Source organism: Jiangella anatolica, assembly GCF_003236295.1.
GTDB classification, from domain to species: domain Bacteria; phylum Actinomycetota; class Actinomycetes; order Jiangellales; family Jiangellaceae; genus Jiangella; species Jiangella anatolica.
The window spans coordinates 49828-70191 of record NZ_POTW01000010.1 but is presented as its reverse complement, the minus strand read 5'-3'; the positions used below and the strand labels follow the sequence as shown (position 1 = coordinate 70191).

The following is a 20364-nucleotide window of genomic DNA, read 5'->3' as shown; positions in this document are numbered from 1 at the left end:
GTCCAAGACTCAGTAGCGGACCGGCTCGTGGACCTTGCGTTCGACCAGGGGCCGGACGATGTCGGCGCGGAGTACGGCGCGGGCTGCTTCGGCGGGGACGTCGCGGGCGTCGAACGTGGTGCGCAGCAGCAGCAGTGCTGGTGATCCGGCCGGCCGGTCCAGCGCGTCGGCCTCGTACGCCGTCAGCAGCGCCGGCTCGAACGACTCGACGGCGCGCTCCAGGACGACGCCGTATTCGGTGCGCAGTGCTTCGTAGAGGCTGCGTTGGGTGAGGTCGAGGGTGTCCAGGCCGGGGAGGCGGCTCAGGGGGAGCCAAGTGCGTTCGACCATGAAGGGGACGCGGTCGGCCAGCCGCAGCCGTTCGATGTGCAGGACGTGGGCGCCGGGGTCGACGTCGAGTTCGCGGGCCATCGTGCGGGTGGCGGGGACGACCCGCTCGTCCAGCAGCCGGGTGGACACCGCCTGACCGGACGCCCGCAGCGACTCGACGATGGAGAAATGCCCGAGCAGCGACTGCTCAAGCCGACGCGGCGCGACGAAGGTGCCGCGGCCTTGGTGGCGCAGGATGAGCCCGGATCGTTCCAGGTCTTCCAGGGCTTCGCGGACCACCGTCCGGCTGACCTCGTGCTGACCGGCCAGCTCTCGTTCCGGTGGGAGCCGGTCGCCGACCTTCCAGCGGCCGTCGAGGATCTGTGCCTCCAGTGTGGCCGCGAGTTGTTGCGCCAGCCGGGTCAGCACGCCTCACACCCTTTCGAGTAGACCAATTGTCTGGCCGCGAACGCTACGCCTGGACGGTGTGGGGCGTCAAGGGCGAACCAATTGAGCTGCAGTGATACGTGGATGTAACGGTTCAGTAGTGATTGCTTGACCGCCATTGGGGTGCCGCGTACAGTCGCCGCCACAACCAATCGAACCAAAGCGCAACCAATCGAGGACGGCGATGACGGATCGAGAGCTGACCGCTGAGGTGGTGGTCGTCGGCACCGGCGACGACGTGCTGGTCGGCCTCTCGCCCGACGACGTCACGGTCGGGCCCGTGGAACCCGCGGGTCACGGGCCGACCGGCGTCCTGGACCAGGCGGACCGCACCGATCCGGTGACGCTGCCGCCGCCCGGGGTGGTGATAGCCGAGCTGCTGGAGCGGTAGCGCCGGGGGACGCGACCGAGGCACACCGTCCAGTTCAACCGTCGAACGAGGTGAGCTCATGAGAATCAGAACCCTGCTGGCCGCCGTGCTCTTGGCGGTCCCAGCACTGCTCGCGGTCCCCGCGGCGGCGGCCCCGCCGCCCGGCACCCCGCCGGCACACCCGAAGCCCCATCCGCATCTGCGAGTGCTCGAGACCTTCACGTTGCCGGGCGCGGACGCGAATGGCGACCTCAACTACCCGAACATCGTCTCGGCCTTCCCGGCCGTCGACTGGCAGGACATCGACCGGCTCTACATCCCCGCCGGCCAGTACCGCTCGATCCATCTCGGCGGGCTGCCGCTGCGCAGCGCCGCCGACCCGCTGGTCATCACCAACAGCGGCGGGCAGGTCCGGGTGGGCGGGGAGAACCACCCGTACGTCTTCGCCCTCAACGGCGGCCGGAACTGGATCCTGACCGGACGCTACAACCCGGTCGCCCAGACCGGGCACACCGACTACCGCGGCCACGCCGACGGCGCCTGGGCGGACAGCCAGGACACCTACGGCATCGTCGTCGACGACGAGTTCAGCCGCCAGGGCGGCATCGGGCTGTCCATCAGCAACGGTGCCAGCCATTTCGAGCTGGACATGATCGAGGTCAGGCGGGCCGAGTTCGCCGGTCTCGTGATGAAGACCGACAACGCCGGCGCGGCGACGATGCGCAACGTCCGCGTGCACGACCTCTACATCCACGACACCGGCTCCGAGGGCATCTACATGGGCAGCACCCAGCCCCAGCCGCAGCACACGTTCGAGAACGTCGAGATCTACAACAACCGCATCCTGCGCACCGGCACCGAGGCGCTCCAGGTCGGGCAGGCCGGCGACCAGGTCGCCGTCCACCACAACGTGCTCGGACCCGCCGCGACCCGCTGGCGCTCGGCGTTCAGCCACTGGCAGGACGGCAACATCCAGTGGGGGCAGCGGTTCGGCAGCGCGGCCTTCCACGACAACGTCGTCATCGGGACCGGCGACCTGTTCATCGAGTTCTTCCCCACGACGGTGGCGGGCGACCCGTACAGCCCGTCGGACACCGTCACGTTCGAGGACAACTACTTCGCCGACACCTCCTACGGCGGCGTCTTCACCCACGCCGGCGGCACCGGCGTCGACGTGGAGTTCACCGGCAACACCTGGCGCGGCTTCAACTTCAACTACAACGAGGTCTATCCGAACGTGACGGCGCCGGCGGACATGTTCAGCCCGGCCGACACCACGTCCATCACGCACCGGTGGACGGACAACGTGATCGACGGGCCGCCGCTGCAGGCCACGTCGCGGCCGAACGTCACCGACACGAACACCACCTACGCGACGGTGCCGCGGGTGCAGTTCCGCGACTTCATGGGGTCGTATCTGGACGCGGACTACCGGCGGCTGGAGTGGTGGACCGACCGGGAGACGCTGCAGGACGGCCAGCCCGTCATGGTCTACGAGGAGGGCGACGTCGTCGTGCACGGCGGCACGCTCTACCAAGCGCTGGAGGACAACCAGCAGGTCCCGCCGGGCTCTGACGCGTCCGTCTGGCAAGCGCTTCCCCAGCCGTCCGACGACGTCAGGCTCACCGTGACGTCGCCGCACGCCGGCATCGGGGTCGGCGACAACGTGACCGGCTACCTGGTGCCTGACCCGGACCCGGTCACGCCGTCCGGCCAGATCGCCGGCATCGCCGGCAAGTGCGTCACCGTCGAGAACGGCAACACCGCGAACGCCACGCCGATCGAGCTGGAGCCGTGCGTCACCGGCAGTGCCGCGCAGACCTGGTCGCTGCCGGGCGACGGGTCCATCCGGGCGCTGGGCAAGTGCCTGGATGTCCAGTGGGGCCTGACCGCGAACGGCACCGTCATCCAGCTCTACGACTGCATCGGCAGCGGGTCGCAGCAGTGGGTCGAGCAGAGCGACGGCTCGCTGAAGAACCCGCAGTCGAACCGCTGCCTGTCCACCACCGGCGGCTCGTCCGCGAACGGCACCCGGCTGATCATCTGGGACTGCCTGACCCGGGCGGACCAGCTCTGGACCCTTCCGTAACAACCCTCGAGGAGGTGCGATGACCATCTGGGACCGCCTGAGGCGGGACCGCGTGCTCCTGCTGATGGCGGTCCCAGGCATCGGCCTGCTGCTCGTCTTCTGGTACCTGCCGCTGCTGGGCAACGTGGTCGCGTTCCAGGACTACCTGCCCTACATCGGCATCGCCGACAGCCCGTTCACCGGACTGGAGAACTTCCGCCGGCTGTTCGAGGACCCGCGGTTCTGGGACGCGCTCCAGAACACCTTGGTGCTCGCGTTCTGCCAGCTCGTGCTGCTGTTCCCGGTGCCGATCGCGCTGGCGCTGCTGCTGAACTCGGTCCTGTCGCCCGGGGTGCGCAAGCTGGTGCAGAGCGTGCTCTACCTGCCGCACTTCGTGTCGTGGGTCATCGTCGTCGCGCTGTTCCAGCAGGTGCTCGGCAACGCCGGCGTCGTCAACCAGTTCCTGCGCGAGCAGGGCTGGGGGACGTTCGAGTTCATGACCAACCCGGACCTGTTCGCCTTCCTCGTCACGTCGCAGGTGATCTGGAAGGAGGCCGGCTGGGGCACGATCATCTTCCTCGCCGCGCTGTCGACCATCGACGACTCGCGGTACGAGTCCGCGGCCGTCGACGGCGCGGGGCCGTGGCGGCGGCTGTGGCACATCACGCTGCCGGGGATCCGGCCGATCATCGTCCTGCTGCTGATCCTGCGGCTCGGCGAGGTGCTGTCGGTCGGGTTCGAGCAGATCCTGCTGCAGCGCGACGCCGTCGGCTCGGCCGCCGCCGAGGTGCTGGACACGTACTCGTACTTCTACGGCGTCGTCGGCGGCGAGTGGGGCGTCGCGGCCGCCGCCGGCCTGTTCAAGGGCGTCGTCGGGCTGGTGCTGATCCTGGCCGCGAACCGGGTCGCCCATGCCCTCGGAGAGCAGGGGGTGTACTCCCGTGAGCGGTAGCCGTGTCATGCGCCCGGTCTGGATGGAACGGCCATCCGTCGCCAGCCACGTCTCCAAGGCGGCCGTCCTGGTCGCGGTCTGCCTGCTGGTGGCGTTCCCGTTCCTGGTCATCGTCTCGACCAGCCTGTCCAGCGCGGAGACGCTGGACCGCACCGGCGGCTACGTCGTGTTCCCGACGTCGCTGGACTTCTCCGCGTACGAGGCGATCCTCAGCGGCGGCATCGTCACCCGCGCCGTGCTGGTCAGCGTCGGTGTCACGGTCGCCGGGACGGCGGTCAGCCTGGTGGCCACCGTCCTGCTGGCGTACGGGCTGAGCCGGCGCGGCTCGTTCGCGCACCGGACGCTCCTGGCGATCGTCCTCCTGACGTTCCTGTTCCCGCCCGGCGTCATCCCGAGCTACCTGGTGGTCAAGGAGCTCGGCCTGCTCGACACGTACGCGTCGCTCGTGCTGCCGACCGCGGTCAGCGCGTTCAACGTCGTCATCATGCGCGGGTTCTTCATGAACGTGCCGCAGGAGCTGCTCGACAGCGCCCGCATCGACGGCGCCGGCGAGTGGCGGGTGCTGCTGACCATCGTGCTGCCGCTGTCCAAGGCCGTCCTGGCGGTCATCGGGCTGTTCTACGCCGTCGCGTACTGGAACGCCTTCTTCACCGCGATGCTCTACCTCAACGACACCGCCAAGTGGCCGCTGCAGCTGCTGCTGCGGACCTACGTGCTGGGCGGCTCGACGCTCGGCGGATCCAGCTCGTTCGACCCCGGCGGGGCGGCGTCGCTGCCGCCCGTGCAGTCGGTGCAGATGGCGGTCGTCGTCATCGCGCTCGTCCCCATCCTCTGTGTCTACCCCTTCCTGCAGCGGCACTTCGCCACCGGCGTCCTCACCGGCGCCGTCAAGGGCTGAGCCGCCCGTCTCGTTCCTGGAGGACCTCATGAACCAGTCGATCAGCCGCAGGTCGATCCTGCGCAGCGCCCTCTTCGGCGCCTCGGCGGTCGCATTGGGCGGGCCGTTGCTGGCCGCCTGCGGATCGTCGGACTCCGGCTCCGGTGGCTCCGGCTCCGGCAGCCCGAGCGCCGGCAGCGGCCCCGTCGACCTGCCGTCGTACCGGCCGGCCCGCTACGTCGAGCCGGACCTGCCCGGTACCGCCGACGGCGTCCAGGACGGCTACCTGCGGTTCCCGTCGCAGCTCCAGCGGTCGGTCGAGGAGCTACCGACCGACTGGGAGCGGCTGACGTCGCTGGTGCTGACGTACGACCCGCCGCCACCCGCCGCCGGCGACAACGCGTACTGGACGGCGGTGAACGAGCGCATCGGCGGCGAGCTGGCGCCGACGATCGTCCCGCAGGCCGACTACCGCGAGAAGTTCAACGCCGTCATGGCCGGCAACGACATCCCCGACACCGTCCTGCTCACCGGCGACCAGCTGACCATGCCGCGGCTGACGGAGCTGCTCGGCGCCCGGTTCGCCGACCTGTCCGAGCACTTGTCCGGCGACGCCGTCGAGGCCTACCCGAATCTCGCGAACATCCCGACCTACGCCTGGCGTAGCGCTCGCGTCAACGGCCGGCTGTGGGGCGTCCCCGTCGAGCAGCAGGTGCTGACGAACGTGATGATGGCGCGCGTCGACCTGTTGTCGTCGATCGGGGTGACGCCGGCCGACGTCAAGACGACCGACGACTTCACCGACCTGTGCGCGGAGCTGACGGCGCCGCAGTCGGGCCGGTGGGCGATGGGCCCGTTCGGCCCGACGATGATGCTGCTGTTCTGGGCCGCGTTCGGGGTGCCGAACAACTGGCGGCTCGAGTCGGACGGCACGCTGACGAAGGACTGGGAGACCGACGAGTACTTCGCCGCCGTCGAGTACCACCTCGAGCTGTCCAAGCAGGGCTACTTCCACCCCGACTTCACCGGCTTCACGGTCACACAGGCCAAGCAGTCGTTCTCGTCCGGCACCACCGCGCTGTACATGGACGGGCTCGCGGGCTGGCGCGGCTTCATCGAGCAGGAGCGGCGCACCGTCGACGAGATCGGCGTCATGCTGCCGTTCGCCCAGCCGGGCTCGGATCCCGTGTTCCACGTCTCGTCGGGCATCTTCGGCATCACCGCGCTGCGTCAGGACGACCCGGGCGTCCTCCAGGACCGGCTGCGGCTGCTGGACTTCCTCGCGGCGCCGTTCGGGACGGAGGAGTGGTTCCTGCTCAACTACGGTGTCGAGGGCGTCGACCACGAGATGACGAACGGACTGCCCGTGCTGACCGACAAGGGCATCGAGGAGATCCGGACCATGTTCAAGTTCATCGGCGCGCCGCCCGGGGTGATGTTCAGCGGGCAGTCGCCGGAGTGGGTCGAGGCGCAGCACGCGTGGGAGTCCGCGGTGATCCCGGCGACCATCCCGGACCCGACCGTCGGCGTCTACATCGAGCCGGTCGAGGACACGACAGGGGCGCTGCAGGCGGTCTACGACGCGGTGGCCGACGTGACGGCCGAGCGGATCTCGATCGACGACTTCCGCGCGATCACGCAGAACTGGACCGAGAAGGTCGGCAACGAGACCCGCGAGCGGCTGCAGGAGGCGATGGGGTGACGGCGCGCCGGCCACGGAAGGTGGTGGTGGGAACGGCGGTCTTCGGCGGCGGGCGGCCGTTCCCCGGTGTGCCGGAGCGGGCGGCGGAGGTGTCTGCGCTGGTCGAGTCGATGGCGGCTGCCGCGGCGTCGGGGACCACGCGGGGCGGACTGGACCTGGTCGTGCTGCCGGAGCTGGTGGCGAGCCCGCCCGGTCCGGACGCGGACGAGCGGGCGTTGTCGCTGGACGACCCGGTGTTCGAGGTCTACCGCTCGGCGGCGCGGCGGCACCGGACCCACCTCGTCGTCACCCTGGACCTGGCCGAGGACGGTGCGGTCTCGAACGCCGCCGTCCTGCTGGACCGGGCCGGTGCGGTGGCGGGCGTGTACCGCAAGGCGCACCCCGTCGCCGAGGCCCGGTCGGCGACGTTCGAGGGCGGGGTGACGCCCGGCTCGGCGTTTCCCGTGTTCGCCTGCGACTTCGGCGCCGTCGGCATCCAGATCTGCTGGGACGTCATGTACGACGACGGATGGCAGGCGCTGGCGGCGGGCGGGGCGGAGATCGTCGCGTTCCCGTCGGCGTCGCCGGCCACCGTGCGCACCGCCGCTCACGCCGCCCGGCACCGTTACTACGTCGTCTCCAGCACGCCACGGGACAACGCGGCGGTGTACGCGCCGTCCGGGCTGGTGGCTGCGCGGCGGTCCGGCCCCGGCGTCCTGGTGCACGAGCTGGACCTCAGCTACGCGGTGCTCGGGTGGTCGGCGTCCCTGCGCGACGGGCTGGCGTTCCGCGACGCGTTCGGCGACCGCGCGGGCTACCACTACTCGCCGCGTGAGGACGTCGGCCTGTTCTGGTCCAACGACCCGGACCTCGGGATCGACGCCATGGTCGCGCAGCTCGGCGTCGAGGACCTGCGTGACCAGCTGGCGCGCAACGCACGGCTGCGCGCCGGCTAGCCCCGTCACTCCCGGGGCGGGCCGGAGTCGAGTCCACGGGCGAGCGCCGCGCAGTGCTCGAACGGGATCTGCCGGACCAGCGGATCGGCGTGCCGATGCACGATCTGCCAGCGGCTGCCGGCGCGGCGGAAGACCAGCGTCAGGCGGAGCGACCAGTCCTGGTCGGGGAGGCCGCCCACCACGCCGTGCTGCCGCTCCACACCGACCAGCACCGCGAGATCGCCCGACACGTAGGACTGGTCCACGTCGAAGGTCGCCTCGCCTGAGGCGAAGAAGCGGCTCGTCTCCTCGAGCTGTTCATCGGTGCGATCGAAGGCCGGCATCGTCTCGCCGCCGTACGGCGCCATCAGCGTGTAGTCGTCCGCGTGGTCGAACAGCGACAGGTACTGCCGGATGTCACCACGGATGTAGGCATCGGCGGCCTGATCCATCGTGGCGATCAGGTCGGCGAGCTCGGCGTCGGTGATCCCCGAGTTCATGGTCATGGCTCAGTGTGCACCGTAGCCCCGCGCCAGGCCTACCGGCGGGCGCGGGGCTTCGGGTTGGCGTCGGTGTCAGAGGCCGCCACACTGGCCGGCTCGTGACCCGTCGATCTGGTTGGCCGTCCCGCCGTCGACGGGTGGCGCCTCGTTGGCGCCGCAGCTCAGCGGGCCGTCGACGGTGTTGGCGCCGAACCGGACGGGGCCGGCGTTCTGGTCCAGCGCGACCGGGCCGTGGACCTGGTTGCCCGCGCAGCCGTTGGCCGGATCGCCGACGACCGTGGCGCCGATGGTGCCGGAGACCGCCACCGGCCCGTTCACCTCGGTGTCGCAGACCAGGACCGCGGCGGCGTCGGCCGCCCGGATCGGGCCGTCGATCACCGAGTCCCGGACCACCAACCGGCCGCCCGCGGCCACCGTCACCGCCCCGGCGACGATCGCCTGGTCGACGCAGGTCACGCCCTCGCCGGCCACCAGCGGCGCGTCGTGCGCACCGGCGATCGTCGTCGTGCACGGGACCGGGCCGAACTCGACGCCGATGTCGGACCGCGCGTTGCCGAGCACGAAGCTGAACGACCCGTCGCCCCTGTCCTGGGCGATCTTGAGGTACCGGTCGGTGACGGCGAAGCCGTCGAACCGGTGCACCAGCCGGCCGCCCTCGACCCGGGACGAGAAGGACCAGCCGTCGACCTCGGTGTAGTGCTCGTTGTCCGGGCTGCTGAGCACCCGGTAGTTGGCCGCGGTCAGCCGGCTCGCGGTGTCCTCGTCGGTGAGCTCGACGGCGGTGACGGCCTGTCCGGCCGGCGGGGTGACCTCCAGGCCGAGGCTGCGCCGGCGGTAGTCGAAGGCAATCCGGCCGGGTGCGCAGGCTCGGTCCCAGTTGGCCACCGACCGGTCCTCAGGGGCGATGTCCAGCTCGGTGTAGCCGATCCGGTACAGGCTGCTGGAGCTGGACGTGCCGGCCAGCTGTACGACGGCGCCGTTGCCGATGCCCGCGGCGGCCAGTGTCGCGGCCGGATCGAGCGGCTGCCCGTCCCGGGTGAGCGTGAGCGAGTCGCCCGGCTGGCAGACCAGGCGGCTGGCCTGGGCCGCGAGCACAGCGCCGACGGTGGTGGTCGCCGGGTAGCTGACCCGCAGGTTCGACATCGGCAGGAACCAGTCGTCGCGGTCGGCTCGCTCCACGACGAAGCTCGGCTGCGCCGTCGCCCGCGCCGCGGCGGCGTCCGCCTGCGCCTGGCAGGAGGCCGCGTCCGGTGCGTCCTCCAGCACGTTGGCCGCCAGCCGGTACGGCCCGCCGCCGGACTGGATCTGGAAGATCGTCAGCACCCGGCCGTCGTCGAGCCGGTGATAGTCCGGCTCCGCCGAGGTGAAGCTGGCCTGGTTGCGGGGGTCGCGGAGGAAGATCTGGCCCTGGAACGAGCTGCCGCCGTCGAAGGAGACGCTGATCGCCGCCCGGCTGCCCGGGCCGCGGTAGCCCAGCATGAGCTTGGACCGGCCGTCGCCGAGGTGGTCGCTGCACGGCGCCATCGTCGCCGACAGGGTCGAGCCGCCGAGGCCGCTGGCCAGCGGCGTGCTCCAGGTCCGGCCGCCGTCGGTGGAGCGGGAGACGTAGAACTGGCCGGACGTCCCGCCGACGCTGATGTCGAACCGGACGAACGCCACGATCGTGCCGTCCGGCAGCACCTCCAGGGTCGTCTCGTTGGCCCCGCCGGGGAACAGCTCGCCGGCGCCGAACTGGTAGGCCGGCGAGTGCTCGTCCCGCAGGATGCGGTGGTACTCCGGCCAGGTCTCGCCGCCGTCGAAGGAGAGCAGCACGCCGGACTCGTACGGGTCCGGGTCGGTCTCCCAGTCCTCCGGCAGCTCCCGGATGCCCCAGATGGTCTGCACCAGGGTGCCGTCGTCGAGCTCCAGGATGCGCCCGCCACCACCCCAGGCCTCGCGGAACTCGACCGGCAGGTCGACGGGCTCGTCGGTGCCGGCCCAGGTGTGCCCGCTGTCGGTGGACCGGGCCACGAACAGGGCTGCCTCGCGGTTGTTGTACCGGACGTGGTTCACGCCGTCGTTGTACGGCAGCAGGATGGTTCCGTCGCGCAGCGTGGTCATGCCGCGCTGCAGGTGGATGCTGCCGCCCGGGAACATGGTCGGCTCGGCGAGCACCTCCGACGCGCCCCAGGTGCGGCCGTCGTCGGTGGACCGGATCAGCCGGAGCTGACCGCCCGGGTGGGCGTCGGTGGTGGTGTTGAAGCCGGCCAGCAGGTCCCCGTTGGGCGCCTCGGTGATGGCCGGGCGGAACGCCGGCAGCACCCCGCCGCCGAGGTCGGGGAACGTGTGCTCGCCGGTCACGTCCCACGCGTCGACGACGCGCATCGCGGGGTCGTCGGCGGCGATGGCCGCCGCGGCGCCCTCGGCTCCGGCTGGTGTCGTCGCGCCGAGGGCGGCGGCGGTGACGCCAGCCGCGAGCAGGGGGAGGAGGTAGTGGCGGCGTGGGCGGTGGCCTCTCATGATCATCTGCGCTCCTTGTCGGAAGATCGCTGACGGTCGTGCGGCACGAGCATGTTTCAGTGGCTGGAACTGATGGTTCCGGCAGTTCGAACAGGATCATGCGCGCTTGATCGCCTGTCAAGGGTCAGATCGACGACTCACCTCTGGGGCAACGGGCCACACTTCGACTGGACGCGGCCGACGACGTCGAGTGCGAGCGGCTCCACCTCGTGCATCGTGACCGCGACGACATGGCCGGGCGCGTATCGCGCGAAGATCCCGGCGAAACGATCAGCGACAGTCGTCGGCCGGCCGGCGCTGGACGTGGTCAGATCACAGAACGTGATCACGTCGAGCAAGTCGGCAAGGTTGCCGTCAGGCAGCGGGAACTCCGCCCCCAGGGTGGCGCCGAGGTCCCTGTTCCGAGCCTCCGCCCGAGCGAACGTGTGGTGCGCGACCAGGCGACACACCTCATCGTCGTATCCAAGGCCGCGAAGGAACCGGGCCCCGTCGAGCTGGTGCATCCCAGTTGCGGCCGCGGCCTCCGCATAGCCGACATCGTGCAGGTACGCCGCCACGATCGCGGTGTCACGCCGGGCGAGTCCGAGCCGGCGGGCGACGAACTCGGCTCGGCGCCCGACGGCGAGGGTGTGCGCCAGCCGGTCCGACTCGGCGGGGAGCGCCTGGCGCAGCAGCCCGACGACGTCGTCGACGGACGGCCTACGGCTCGATGCCATTCCTTCAGGTGTGGTGGCGGTCCGGCGGCGGGGAGACGGTGCCGAGGTCGAGCGGGTCGATCTCGTCGAGGGCGCGGTCGAGCGGACGGAGCTCGGGTGGCGCCGGGTCGTGACCGCGGAGCGCGCCGCCGAGGCGGGCCCAGAGGCCGCGGCGCGGCGGTGGCGTCCGTGACTGGCGTTCGGCGACGGCGCCGGCGGTGATCTCGGCGACGAGGGCCGGGCCGCCGTAGTGACGGGCGACGACGAGGGCGGCGCGGAAGACGGTGGGGCCGCCGGAGCAGGTGATGATGCGGCCGTCGACGATCAGGCGCTCGGGGGAGGCGTGCGCTCCGTAGTGCTCGAGCAGCGGCCCGGCGAGCCAGTGGGTGGCCGCGGTCGCGTCGTCGAGCAGACCTGCGGCCGCCAGCAACGTCGAGCCGGTGGAGCTGGCGAGCAGCCAGCGCGGCGAGACCCGGCGCAGCCAGGCGGCGATCTCGGGATGGCGGTCGGTTCCGACGCCGCCGGGGACGGCGACGACGTCCGGCGCGTTGACCTGGTCGAACGTGGCGTCGACGAGCTGAGCGCCGCCGGGACCGGCCATCAGCCCGGGCGCGCTGCCGACTGTCACGGTGCGGAAGCCGGGGAGCCGGGACAGCACGTAGCGGAAGATCTCGGCCTCGTCGGCGGAGACACCCTGGTAGGCGACGATCGCGGTCGTCGAACTGGCATCCATCGGCAACTCCTCGCCAGCGACCAGTCTAGCCGCGCCCGCGCGCCGAGAAACCGTCCGAAAGTCGGAGAGTCGGGAATACAGCCTGCCCGCTATGCCTTATCGTGGTCATTGGTGACCAGTCGCGTCCCGATCCGGTGACGCAGGGTCCCACCTGCCGTGGGAAGGCGCAGACCAGCGGGGCGCTGGCTTGCTCGCGTCGATCCATGAGACCGAATGGCGTCATGGGGGAGTCGCACAGCCTTCCTCGACGGACGTCGAGAGGACGGAGCATTTGGCGAGAGAGGCTCGGCGCCGGCCCGGCGCCGGTCGGACGGCTGCCCGCTCACGCGGACGAGGCCGAGGCCAGGAGAACGAGGGCATCATGTCGGTACTCGCCCGCGCCGTGCGCGAGGTCGAGGCCAGTGTGCAGCGCGGCTCGGTGAAGCCGTCCGTACGCACGAAGTTCCACGTGATCGCGCTGCTGGTGCGCGACGAGCGCGCCAGCGTCAAGGCCGACGACTCGCACAGCGAGGCCTACCGAGCCGAGCAGCTGAAGCGGCTGGACGGGATCGCGACGATCCTCGCGAAAGTCGCCGTGCGCGACGCCGGGCTGCTCGCTCTGCTGGCCGACGACGCGCCGGTCAGCGCCGAGGCCCGGGAACTGCAGCGCGAGATGCTGGTCGCGGCCGGCCGCACCCCGCCGGCCGAGGAGGCGCCCGTCGCGGCGCCGGTGTCCACCGACACCGCGCCGAAGCGGCAGGTCGTGCCGCAGGCGGTGGTGTCGCGGCAGCTCGCCAACCCGTTCCTCGCGCCCGACTACGGCGCCGTCGTGACCCGCCCGGCCCACACCGAGCCCCGCCCGCGCCGGCTGGTCAACTGGGAGCTGATGGAGCCGCTGCTGCGCTCGTTCGAGACGGCCACCGACGGCGCTGCCGCGTCGATGGCGCTGCCGGGGCCGGCCACCGTCCGCACCCCGGCCGGGCTGGAGCTGATGCCGCACCAGGCGCGGCTCGTCGCCGCCGCCGAGGACGGCCACCGGACCTTCCTGCTCGCTGACGAGCCCGGCCTGGGCAAGACGGCGCAGGCGCTGCTCGCCGCACAGGCCGCCGATGCCTACCCGCTGCTGGTCGTCGTGCCGAACGTGGTCAAGACGAACTGGGCCCGCGAGGCGCAGCTGTGGACCCCCGACCACCCGGCGACGGTCATCCACGGCGACGGCGACACGATCGACGGCTTCGCCGACATCATCGTCGTCAACTACGAGCTGCTCGACCGGCACATCGGCTGGCTCGGGGGTCTGGGCTTCCGCGGCATGGTCGTCGACGAGGCGCACTTCATCAAGAACAAGAAGTCGCAGCGATCGCAGCACGTCCTGCAGCTGTCGGCGCAGATCCAGGCCCGGGCGCCCCGTCCGCTGCTGATGGCGCTCACCGGAACCCCGCTGATCAACGACATCGACGACTTCCTCGCGATCTGGCAGTTCCTCGGCTGGATCGACGAGCGCAAGCCGCGTCCGGAGCTGATGGCGTCGCTGGAGGAGACCGGCCTGACGCCGATCGACCCCGGGTTCTCCGCCGCCGCGCGGGCCAGCGTCATCGACCTCGGCATCGTCCGGCGCCGCAAGACCGAGGTCGCCGCCGACATTCCCGCGCGTCGCGTCGCCGACCTGCCCGTCGAGCTCGACGACGCCGCCGGCCGGTCGATCCGCGCGGCCGAGCGCGAGCTGGCCGGCCGCCTGGTCTCCCGGTACCACGCCGCCCTCGAGGCGCGCGGCGGCTCCCTGGGCGACGGCGTCGACGCCGAGCTGGTGCGCCGCGTCGCCGGCGCGGAGCTGGCCGACAAGACGACGAAGACCGGCGAGAATGTGTTCAGCATGATCCGCCGCATCGGCCAGGCGAAGGCCGGGCTGGCCGCCGACTACGCCGCGCAGCTGGTTCGCAGCGTCGGCAAGGTCGTGTTCTTCGCCAAGCACATCGACGTGATGGACGCCGCCGAGGCGATCTTTGCCGAGCGCGGCCTGCGCTACGCGTCGATCCGCGGCGAGCAGACCAACCGCAAGCGGCAGCAGAACATCGACGCGTTCGTCAACGATCCCGACGTCGCCGTCGCGGTCTGCTCGCTGACCGCCGCCGGCGTCGGCATCAACCTGCAGGTCGCGTCGAACCTGGTGCTGGCCGAGCTGTCCTGGTCGGCGGCCGAGCAGACGCAGGCCATCGACCGGGTGCACCGCATCGGCCAGGCCGAGCCGGTCACCGCGTGGCGCATCATCGCCGCGCAGACCATCGACACCCGGATCGCCGAGCTGATCGACGGCAAGGCCGGGCTGGCCGCCCGGGCGCTGGACGGCTCGGACGAGGAGATGTCGTCGGCGGCGGACCTGCAGCTCGAGGCCCTGGTCACGCTCCTGACCGACGCGCTGACGGCGACCCGCTAGGCGGGCCGGTCAGGGCCGCTGGTCGGCGGCGCGGTCCAGGAACTCCTCGAGGATCGCCCGCTCGCCCGGGCTGTAGAGCCCGTCGGCGTCGTCCAGGACGGCCTTCAGCCCCGCCGCGCGCTGGGCGGCGACCGGGGGACCGCTCGGCTCCGTCGTCGTGATAGCGCCGATGACAGCGTCGCGCAGCCGTGCGACGACGGAGAGATCCCGCTGGTCCGGCGGCGTGGCGATGAGCGTCAGGGTGAGGCCGGTACCGGCCGCGTGCACCATCGTCATGGCGGTCGCGACGCCGACAGTGAGGCGGCCCGCGACGGCAACGCGGCTGACCAGGAGGTGCAGGCGCTCCTCCGTCCGATCCGCGGCACGACTGCGGACGCCGGGAGCCGGCTGGCCGTACATGAGCACGTAGTGCGCGGGGTTCTCCAGGCCGAACTCGACGTGCGTGTCCCACCCCCGGCGCAGGTCGTCGACTGGGTCGTCGGTGAGTGCCACGCCCTCCTTCTGCGCGAGGTAGCGGGTGACGCCGTCGTCGGCGACGGCCTCGAGCAGCCCGCTCATGTCGGTGAACAGGCGGTAGAGCGTCGGCGCCTGCACCTCGGCCGCCGCGCTGACCGCCCGCGTCGTGACGGCCTCGCGGCCCTGCTCGCGCAGCAGCGTGGCCGCAGCCTCGATGATTCGCCGGCGCACCTCGTCCCGATCGCTCATGTTATCGACGATAGCACGGCACTGTTATCACCGGTTGCATCTGCGCCGCCGCCGCACTACTGTTAGCGGTGATAACGGTTGAGCGTTTTCGGCGATAGAATAGGGAGGAACGACATGCGGATCTCGGGGAACACCGTTCTGGTGGCCGGTGGCACGTCGGGCATCGGACGCGGACTGGCCATGCGGCTACACGAGGCGGGCAACCACGTCATCGTGGCCGGACGGCGCAAGGAACTGCTCGACGAGATCGTCGCCGAGCACGCGGGGATCGGCGCCGAGCAGTTCGACGTCACCGACGATGCGTCGATCCGGGAGCTGGCCGCCAGGGCCACCGCGTCCTACCCGGAGCTGAACGTGCTGGTCACCATGGCCGGCATCATGGTGCCGGAGAAGGTGTTGGACCCCGACTCGCTGGAGATCACCGAGCGCACCGTCACGACGAACCTGCTCGGGACGATCCGGCTGGTCCACGCGTTCGCGCCGCATCTGGTGTCGCGGCCGGACGCGGTCATCGCGACGGTGACCTCGGGCCTGGCCTACGTGCCGCTGCCGCTCACGCCGACCTACAGCGCGACCAAGGCGGCTGTGCACTCCTACACCGAGAGCCTGCGCGAGCAGTTGCGCGACACGTCGGTGCAGGTCATCGAGATCGCGCCGCCGCTGACGCGAACCACGCTGATGGGTGCGGGCACCGACAACGAACTGGCGATGCCGCTGGAGGACTTCCTCACCGAGATCATGGGCCTGCTCGAGGCGCAGCCCGACGCCCGCCAGATCCTGGTCGACCGGGTGAAGCGGCAGCGCTTCGCCGAGATCGACGGCACCTACGACCAGATCCTCGCCCTCCAGGCCGCGCGCACGAGCTGACCGGACGGCCGAGCAGCGTGACGTCGTCGGCGCCAAGGGGCCGGTAGCGGCGCTGAGCTGCGCCACTGGCGGCCCGGCGGCGCCGTCGGGCACAGTGTGCATCCCGAGAGAACGGAGGGCCGATGAAGGCCGAGCAGCTGACGGCGGCGGTGTGCGAGCACGGCGAGGGCCCGGTCTTCTCGCCACGGTGGGCCGGGCCGCGCTGGGTCGACATGCTCGCCGGTGACGTCGTCGAGCTGGCGCCGTCGGGTGAGGTCGTCCGCCGCCACGTCGGCAGCGTCGCCGCGATCGTGCGGGCCCGCCGGGGCGGCGGCTGGCTGGTCGCGACGGAGCGGTCGGTCGCGCTCGCCGACGGCGACGCGCTGGACGCGGAGCTGGTCAGCGGCCCGGAGCTGTGGACCGACACCGGCATCCGCTCCAACGAGGGCGGCTGCGCCCCCGACGGCGCCTTCTACCTCGGCACGATGGCCTACGACGAGACCCCGGGCGCGGGGACGGTGTACCGCATCGACGCGGCCGGCGCGGTGACTACGGCGATCGAGTCGGTGACGATCTCCAACGGGCTCGGCTGGTCGCCGGACGGGACCGTCGCCTACTACGTCGACACCGACACCGGCCGCATCGACGCCTTCGACTGGTCCGCCGACGGCGGGCTCACCGGGCGCCGGCCGTGGGCGGACGTCCCGGGCGGGCCGGACGGGCTCACCGTCGACGCCGAGGGCGGGGTCTGGGTGGCGACGTACTGGACGGGGGAGGTCCGCCGCTACGACGCCGGCGGCCGCCTCGACACCGTCGTCGACCTGCCGGTCCAGCGCGCCACGGCGGTCGCGTTCACCGGCCCGGACCTCGACGAGCTGATCGTGACGACGTCGCGGCTGGGCCTCGACGACGCCGGGCCGGGCGACGGCGCGCTGTTCGGGATCCGCGAGCCGGGGGTGCGCGGCCTCCCGCTCGCCGAGTACGCCGGCTAGCGGCGGGCCGGCGCGGCGTCGCCGGCCGCGCTGGCCCACATATTCACTTGACTCCGAATAAGATGAAGTTACTCTGACTGGACAACGGAGCCAGCCGGGGGGACGAACCATGGAGCCAGTGACGGCGACACGACTGCGGATCGAGCGGCTGACCGGGTCGGCCGCCGACGCCGAGGCGGTGGTCGGGCCGTTGCTGAACGAGTACGTGCGCTGGTGCGTGGACCGGCTGGTCGAGGAGGGCCACGACATCGGCGACCCGGCCGAGGCGGTCGAGCGCCATCACGCCGTCTTCCGGGCCGAGCTGCCGACGCTGCTCGGCCCGCGCGGCCGCTTGCTGGTCGCCGTCCGGCAGAGCAGCGGCAACGGCGACGGCGCGGTCGCCGGGGTGGGGGCGCTGAAGCCGGTCGACGCCGGGACCGCGGAGGTGAAGCGGATGTACGTCCGTCCGTCGGCGCGCGGGCAGCGCGCCGGGCGGGCGCTGCTGCGGCGCCTGCTCACCGACGCGGCCGCGTTGGGCCATCGTGAGGTGCGGCTGGAGACGGCGCGCTTCATGACCGAGGCGCGGGAGCTCTACCGGTCGCTCGGCTTCACCGAGACCGGCCCGTTCGCCGGCAACGAGGCCGCCGTCTCGGGTTTCGAGGAGCACGTCGTGTTCCTGCGGCTGCGCCTGCCGGATGAGAGGGTTCTCAGCTCGATCGAATAGGCGGCTCATCGTCGGCGCCGATCGTGGGAGGCGTTCGCGCCCCCGACGAGAGGACCGCCGCGAGATGCCCGCCCGTGCGCCGGCCCAGGCCCCGCCACCACCACCCGAGCCGCTCCGGCGCGTGAGCCGGCGGACCGAGCGCGGCGCGCCGTTCCCGTGGTGGCTGCCGAACGCCGGCCTGGCCGTCGCAGCGGTCGCGCTGTTCGCCGTCGTCGCCGGGACGGATCCGCGCGGCCCGGCCGCCGGCGCCGCCGCCTGGTGGCTGCTGACCCTGACGCTGCACCTGCCGCTGCTGGTCATCGGGCTGTTCCTGGCCGCCGGCGTGATCGAGCGGCTGGGCTACTTCCGCCACGGCCGGGCGTCGCGCGAGCCGGGCCGGTTGCCCGGGCGGTACCCGTCGGTCTGCGTCCAGCTGCCGATGTTCAACGAGCACGCGGTCGCCCGCCGCGCCATCGAGGCGGCGTGCGCGCTGCGCTGGCCGCGCGACCGGCTCACCGTCCAGGTGCTCGACGACTCCACCGACGGCGACACCCGGGCGCTGGTCGACGCCGTCTGCACGCGGCTGCGGAGGGAGACCGGCGTCGACGTGCGGGTGCTGCGGCGCGAGCACCGGCACGGGTACAAGGCCGGCGCGCTCGAGGAGGGCAGGAGGCTGACCGGCGCGGAGTTCCTCGCGATCTTCGACGCCGACTTCGTGCCCCCGCGCGACTACCTGCTCCGTGCGATCCCGCACTTCTACCGTCCCGACGGCGTCCCGGACCACGGGCTCGCGCTGGTCCAGGCGCAGTGGGGACACCTCAACCACGACCAGTCGGCGCTGACCCGGGCCCAGTCGCTGTGGGTCGACGACCACCACACGCTGCAGATGTCGTGGCGCTCGGCCCGGTGGCGGTTCGTCAACTTCACCGGGACGGCGGGCGTGTGGCGGGCCGCGGCGGTCGAGGCGGCCGGCGGCTGGCGGGCGGCCAGCCTGGTCGAGGACTGTGAGCTGAGCTTCCGGCACCTGTTCGCCGGCTACCGGACGGCGTTCGTCAAGGAGATCGTCGCGCCGGCAGAGCTGCCCGCCACCTACACCGCGTACAAGGCGCAGCAGAAGCGGTGGACGCAGGGCTGGGTGCAGGTGCAGCGGCTGCACCTGGCGACGCTGCTGTTCCGGCACCGCGCGTCCCCGGCCCGCCGGGCGCACCTCGTCCACCACATGTGCACCACCTGGCAGTGGCCGCTCTGGGCCCTGTGGATCACCATGCTGCCGGCGCTGATCCACACCGGGCTGTGGTTCGGCGCGCTCGGCGCGGCGGCCGGCCTGGCGGCGTACGTGCTGCCGACCCTGCTCTGGCTGACGCTGATGAGCTGCCTGGCCTCCGCCGAGACGCGGCACACGTACCTGGACCGGCTGACGCCGCGGGTGTTCGGGCGGCGGTTCGCGCGGGTCGTGCCGTACGTCGTCGTCAACACCGGCATGCTCCCGCACCAGTTCAGCGCGTTCGCCGAGGGGCTGTTCGGGCCGCTGCACAGCGAGTTCGAGCGGACGCCGAAGGCCGGCGAGACGGGCCGGCCGCGGCGCTACGGCGTCAAGGTGCACTGGCCGTACGTGGCGGCCGAGCTGTTCTGCGTCGCCTACCAGCTGGCCTGGGCGGTCGTGTTCGTCGCCGGCGGCCTGTGGTGGTGTGCGCTCGGCGCCGCCTACGTCGCCGCCTGCGTGGCGTCGCTACTGGTGCGGTACGGCGACCATGCGGGCAAGGTGCTGTTCGTGCTGGACCCGCCGGGCCGGCTCACGCGGTCGCGGCGGGCAGAACGGGCGCCAGCGCCCGCTGGGTGAGCTGGTCGAGCAGCTCCTGCGTGACGGGGTCCAGCGCGATCGGGCTGGGGGTGGCCGGACGGCGCTCGTCGTAGTACGTGCCGTTGTCGTCGTCGTGACGGGCGACGGCGAGGAGGTTGGCGGCGGCGTGCTCCGGGGTGTCGCCGCCGACGGAGAACATCGCGTGCAGCAGCGGCGTCGCGATGACGCCGGGATGGACGCTGACGACGTCGACCGTGGGCCGCGGCCGGTGTCCGGCGAGCCGGCAGGACCACGTGACCAGCGCCAGCTTCGATCGCGCGTACGCCGACGCGGGGGAGTACCCGCGGCGGGCCAGCTCGAGGTCGTCGAGCCCGAGCTCGGCGGACAGGTGCGTGGCCGACGCGACGTTGACGATGCGCCCGGCGCCGGACCGGCCGACGACGTCGGACAGCAGCGTGGTCAGCGCGACCGGCGCGAGGTAGTTGGTCTGCCACGTCGCCTCGTGGCCGTCGGCGGTGAGCGTGCGGGTCCGCGGGCCGGGCCGGCCGGCGTTGTTGACCAGCAGGTCGACGCCGTTGGGGCAGGCCGCCCGGACCGCCGCCGACAGCTCGGCGACCTCGGCCAGCACGCCGTAGTCGGCGTGCAGATACACGACCTCGCCGGCCGGCCCGAGCGCCGCGGCCAGCTCGGACGTCAGGTCGGCCACCTCGGCCGGCGGTTGCGGGCCGTGCACCACCAGCCGCCGCGGCCCGGCGCCGGCCAGCGCGACCGCCGTCGCCCGCCCGATGCCGGACGTCGCGCCGGTGAGCACGATCGTCGATCCGGTCAGCCGCATGCGGTCACAGTAGGGCACCGG

General features: G+C 72.0%; 18 protein-coding genes. 11 read left to right on the top strand and 7 right to left on the bottom strand.

Features of this window, described 5'->3' with window-relative positions:
- Positions 1–9 precede the first annotated feature (9 nt).
- The gene (locus C1I92_RS06125) at positions 10–738 is read right to left on the bottom strand and encodes a GntR family transcriptional regulator (protein WP_111253779.1); all 729 of its coding nucleotides are present in this window, start codon (positions 736–738) and stop codon (positions 10–12) included.
- A gap of 202 nt (positions 739–940) precedes the next feature.
- Between C1I92_RS06125 and C1I92_RS06120 the strand changes: the two genes are divergently transcribed.
- The 6 genes from C1I92_RS06120 to C1I92_RS06095 are packed head-to-tail and all read left to right on the top strand — an operon-like array spanning position 941 to position 7660.
- Entirely contained in the window at positions 941–1147 is a 207-nt protein-coding gene (locus C1I92_RS06120) for a hypothetical protein (protein ID WP_111253778.1), read from the top strand.
- A 58-nt stretch (positions 1148–1205) separates the two neighbouring features.
- Positions 1206–3215 carry a ricin-type beta-trefoil lectin domain protein gene (locus tag C1I92_RS06115; RefSeq protein WP_146605036.1) on the top strand — a complete coding sequence of 670 codons (2010 nt, stop codon included), beginning with the start codon at positions 1206–1208 and terminating at the stop codon, positions 3213–3215.
- 19 nt (positions 3216–3234) lie between these two features.
- Positions 3235–4146 (top strand): ABC transporter permease, encoded by a 912-nt coding sequence (locus C1I92_RS06110; protein WP_111253776.1) that lies wholly within the window; start codon positions 3235–3237, stop codon positions 4144–4146.
- A complete protein-coding gene (locus tag C1I92_RS06105) occupies positions 4106–5044 on the top strand; it encodes a carbohydrate ABC transporter permease (RefSeq protein WP_438940521.1) in 939 nt (312 codons plus the stop codon). Before C1I92_RS06110 ends, C1I92_RS06105 begins: the two co-directional genes overlap by 41 nt.
- Before the next feature lie 28 nt (positions 5045–5072).
- Positions 5073–6725 carry an extracellular solute-binding protein gene (locus C1I92_RS06100; RefSeq protein WP_111253774.1) on the top strand — a complete coding sequence of 551 codons (1653 nt, stop codon included), beginning with the start codon at positions 5073–5075 and terminating at the stop codon, positions 6723–6725.
- A gap of 26 nt (positions 6726–6751) precedes the next feature.
- Positions 6752–7660 (top strand): carbon-nitrogen hydrolase family protein, encoded by a 909-nt coding sequence (locus C1I92_RS06095; protein ID WP_146605035.1) that lies wholly within the window; start codon positions 6752–6754, stop codon positions 7658–7660.
- A 5-nt stretch (positions 7661–7665) separates the two neighbouring features.
- Here the strand turns inward: C1I92_RS06095 and C1I92_RS06090 are convergent, their stop codons facing one another.
- From C1I92_RS06090 to C1I92_RS06075, 4 genes are all read right to left on the bottom strand, one after another.
- Complete coding sequence (locus C1I92_RS06090) at positions 7666–8145, bottom strand: YybH family protein (protein WP_111253772.1); 480 nt, start codon at positions 8143–8145, stop codon at positions 7666–7668.
- A gap of 69 nt (positions 8146–8214) precedes the next feature.
- The gene (locus C1I92_RS06085; protein ID WP_146605034.1) at positions 8215–10641 is read right to left on the bottom strand and encodes an exo-alpha-sialidase; all 2427 of its coding nucleotides are present in this window, start codon (positions 10639–10641) and stop codon (positions 8215–8217) included.
- A 137-nt stretch (positions 10642–10778) separates the two neighbouring features.
- The gene (locus tag C1I92_RS06080; protein ID WP_111253770.1) at positions 10779–11357 is read right to left on the bottom strand and encodes an HD domain-containing protein; all 579 of its coding nucleotides are present in this window, start codon (positions 11355–11357) and stop codon (positions 10779–10781) included.
- A gap of 4 nt (positions 11358–11361) precedes the next feature.
- Complete coding sequence (locus tag C1I92_RS06075) at positions 11362–12069, bottom strand: DJ-1/PfpI family protein (RefSeq protein WP_111253769.1); 708 nt, start codon at positions 12067–12069, stop codon at positions 11362–11364.
- A 271-nt stretch (positions 12070–12340) separates the two neighbouring features.
- Here C1I92_RS06075 and C1I92_RS06070 point away from each other — a divergent pair, with 271 nt between their 5' ends.
- Positions 12341–14482: a DEAD/DEAH box helicase gene (locus C1I92_RS06070; protein WP_111253768.1), complete on the top strand. Its 2142-nt coding sequence runs from the start codon at positions 12341–12343 to the stop codon at positions 14480–14482.
- A 9-nt stretch (positions 14483–14491) separates the two neighbouring features.
- Here C1I92_RS06070 and C1I92_RS06065 read toward each other — a convergent pair whose 3' ends face one another.
- Positions 14492–15187, bottom strand: coding sequence for a TetR/AcrR family transcriptional regulator (locus C1I92_RS06065; protein WP_111253767.1), 696 nt, complete (start codon positions 15185–15187; stop codon positions 14492–14494).
- A gap of 114 nt (positions 15188–15301) precedes the next feature.
- On the opposite strand from C1I92_RS06065, the gene C1I92_RS06060 reads away from it, so the two are divergent.
- From C1I92_RS06060 to C1I92_RS06045, 4 genes are all read left to right on the top strand, one after another.
- Positions 15302–16054 (top strand): SDR family oxidoreductase, encoded by a 753-nt coding sequence (locus C1I92_RS06060; protein WP_111253766.1) that lies wholly within the window; start codon positions 15302–15304, stop codon positions 16052–16054.
- 122 nt (positions 16055–16176) lie between these two features.
- A complete protein-coding gene (locus tag C1I92_RS06055; RefSeq protein ID WP_111253765.1) occupies positions 16177–17025 on the top strand; it encodes an SMP-30/gluconolactonase/LRE family protein in 849 nt (282 codons plus the stop codon).
- A gap of 118 nt (positions 17026–17143) precedes the next feature.
- Positions 17144–17728 (top strand): GNAT family N-acetyltransferase, encoded by a 585-nt coding sequence (locus tag C1I92_RS06050; protein ID WP_199520996.1) that lies wholly within the window; start codon positions 17144–17146, stop codon positions 17726–17728.
- 121 nt (positions 17729–17849) lie between these two features.
- On the top strand, positions 17850–19547 hold the full coding sequence (locus tag C1I92_RS06045; RefSeq protein ID WP_111253763.1) for a glycosyltransferase family 2 protein: 1698 nt from the start codon (positions 17850–17852) through the stop codon (positions 19545–19547).
- Here C1I92_RS06045 and C1I92_RS06040 read toward each other — a convergent pair.
- The gene (locus tag C1I92_RS06040) at positions 19501–20343 is read right to left on the bottom strand and encodes an SDR family NAD(P)-dependent oxidoreductase (protein WP_111253762.1); all 843 of its coding nucleotides are present in this window, start codon (positions 20341–20343) and stop codon (positions 19501–19503) included. The two genes, C1I92_RS06045 and C1I92_RS06040, sit on opposite strands and share 47 nt — an antisense overlap.
- Between the last annotated feature and the right edge of the window lie 21 nt (positions 20344–20364).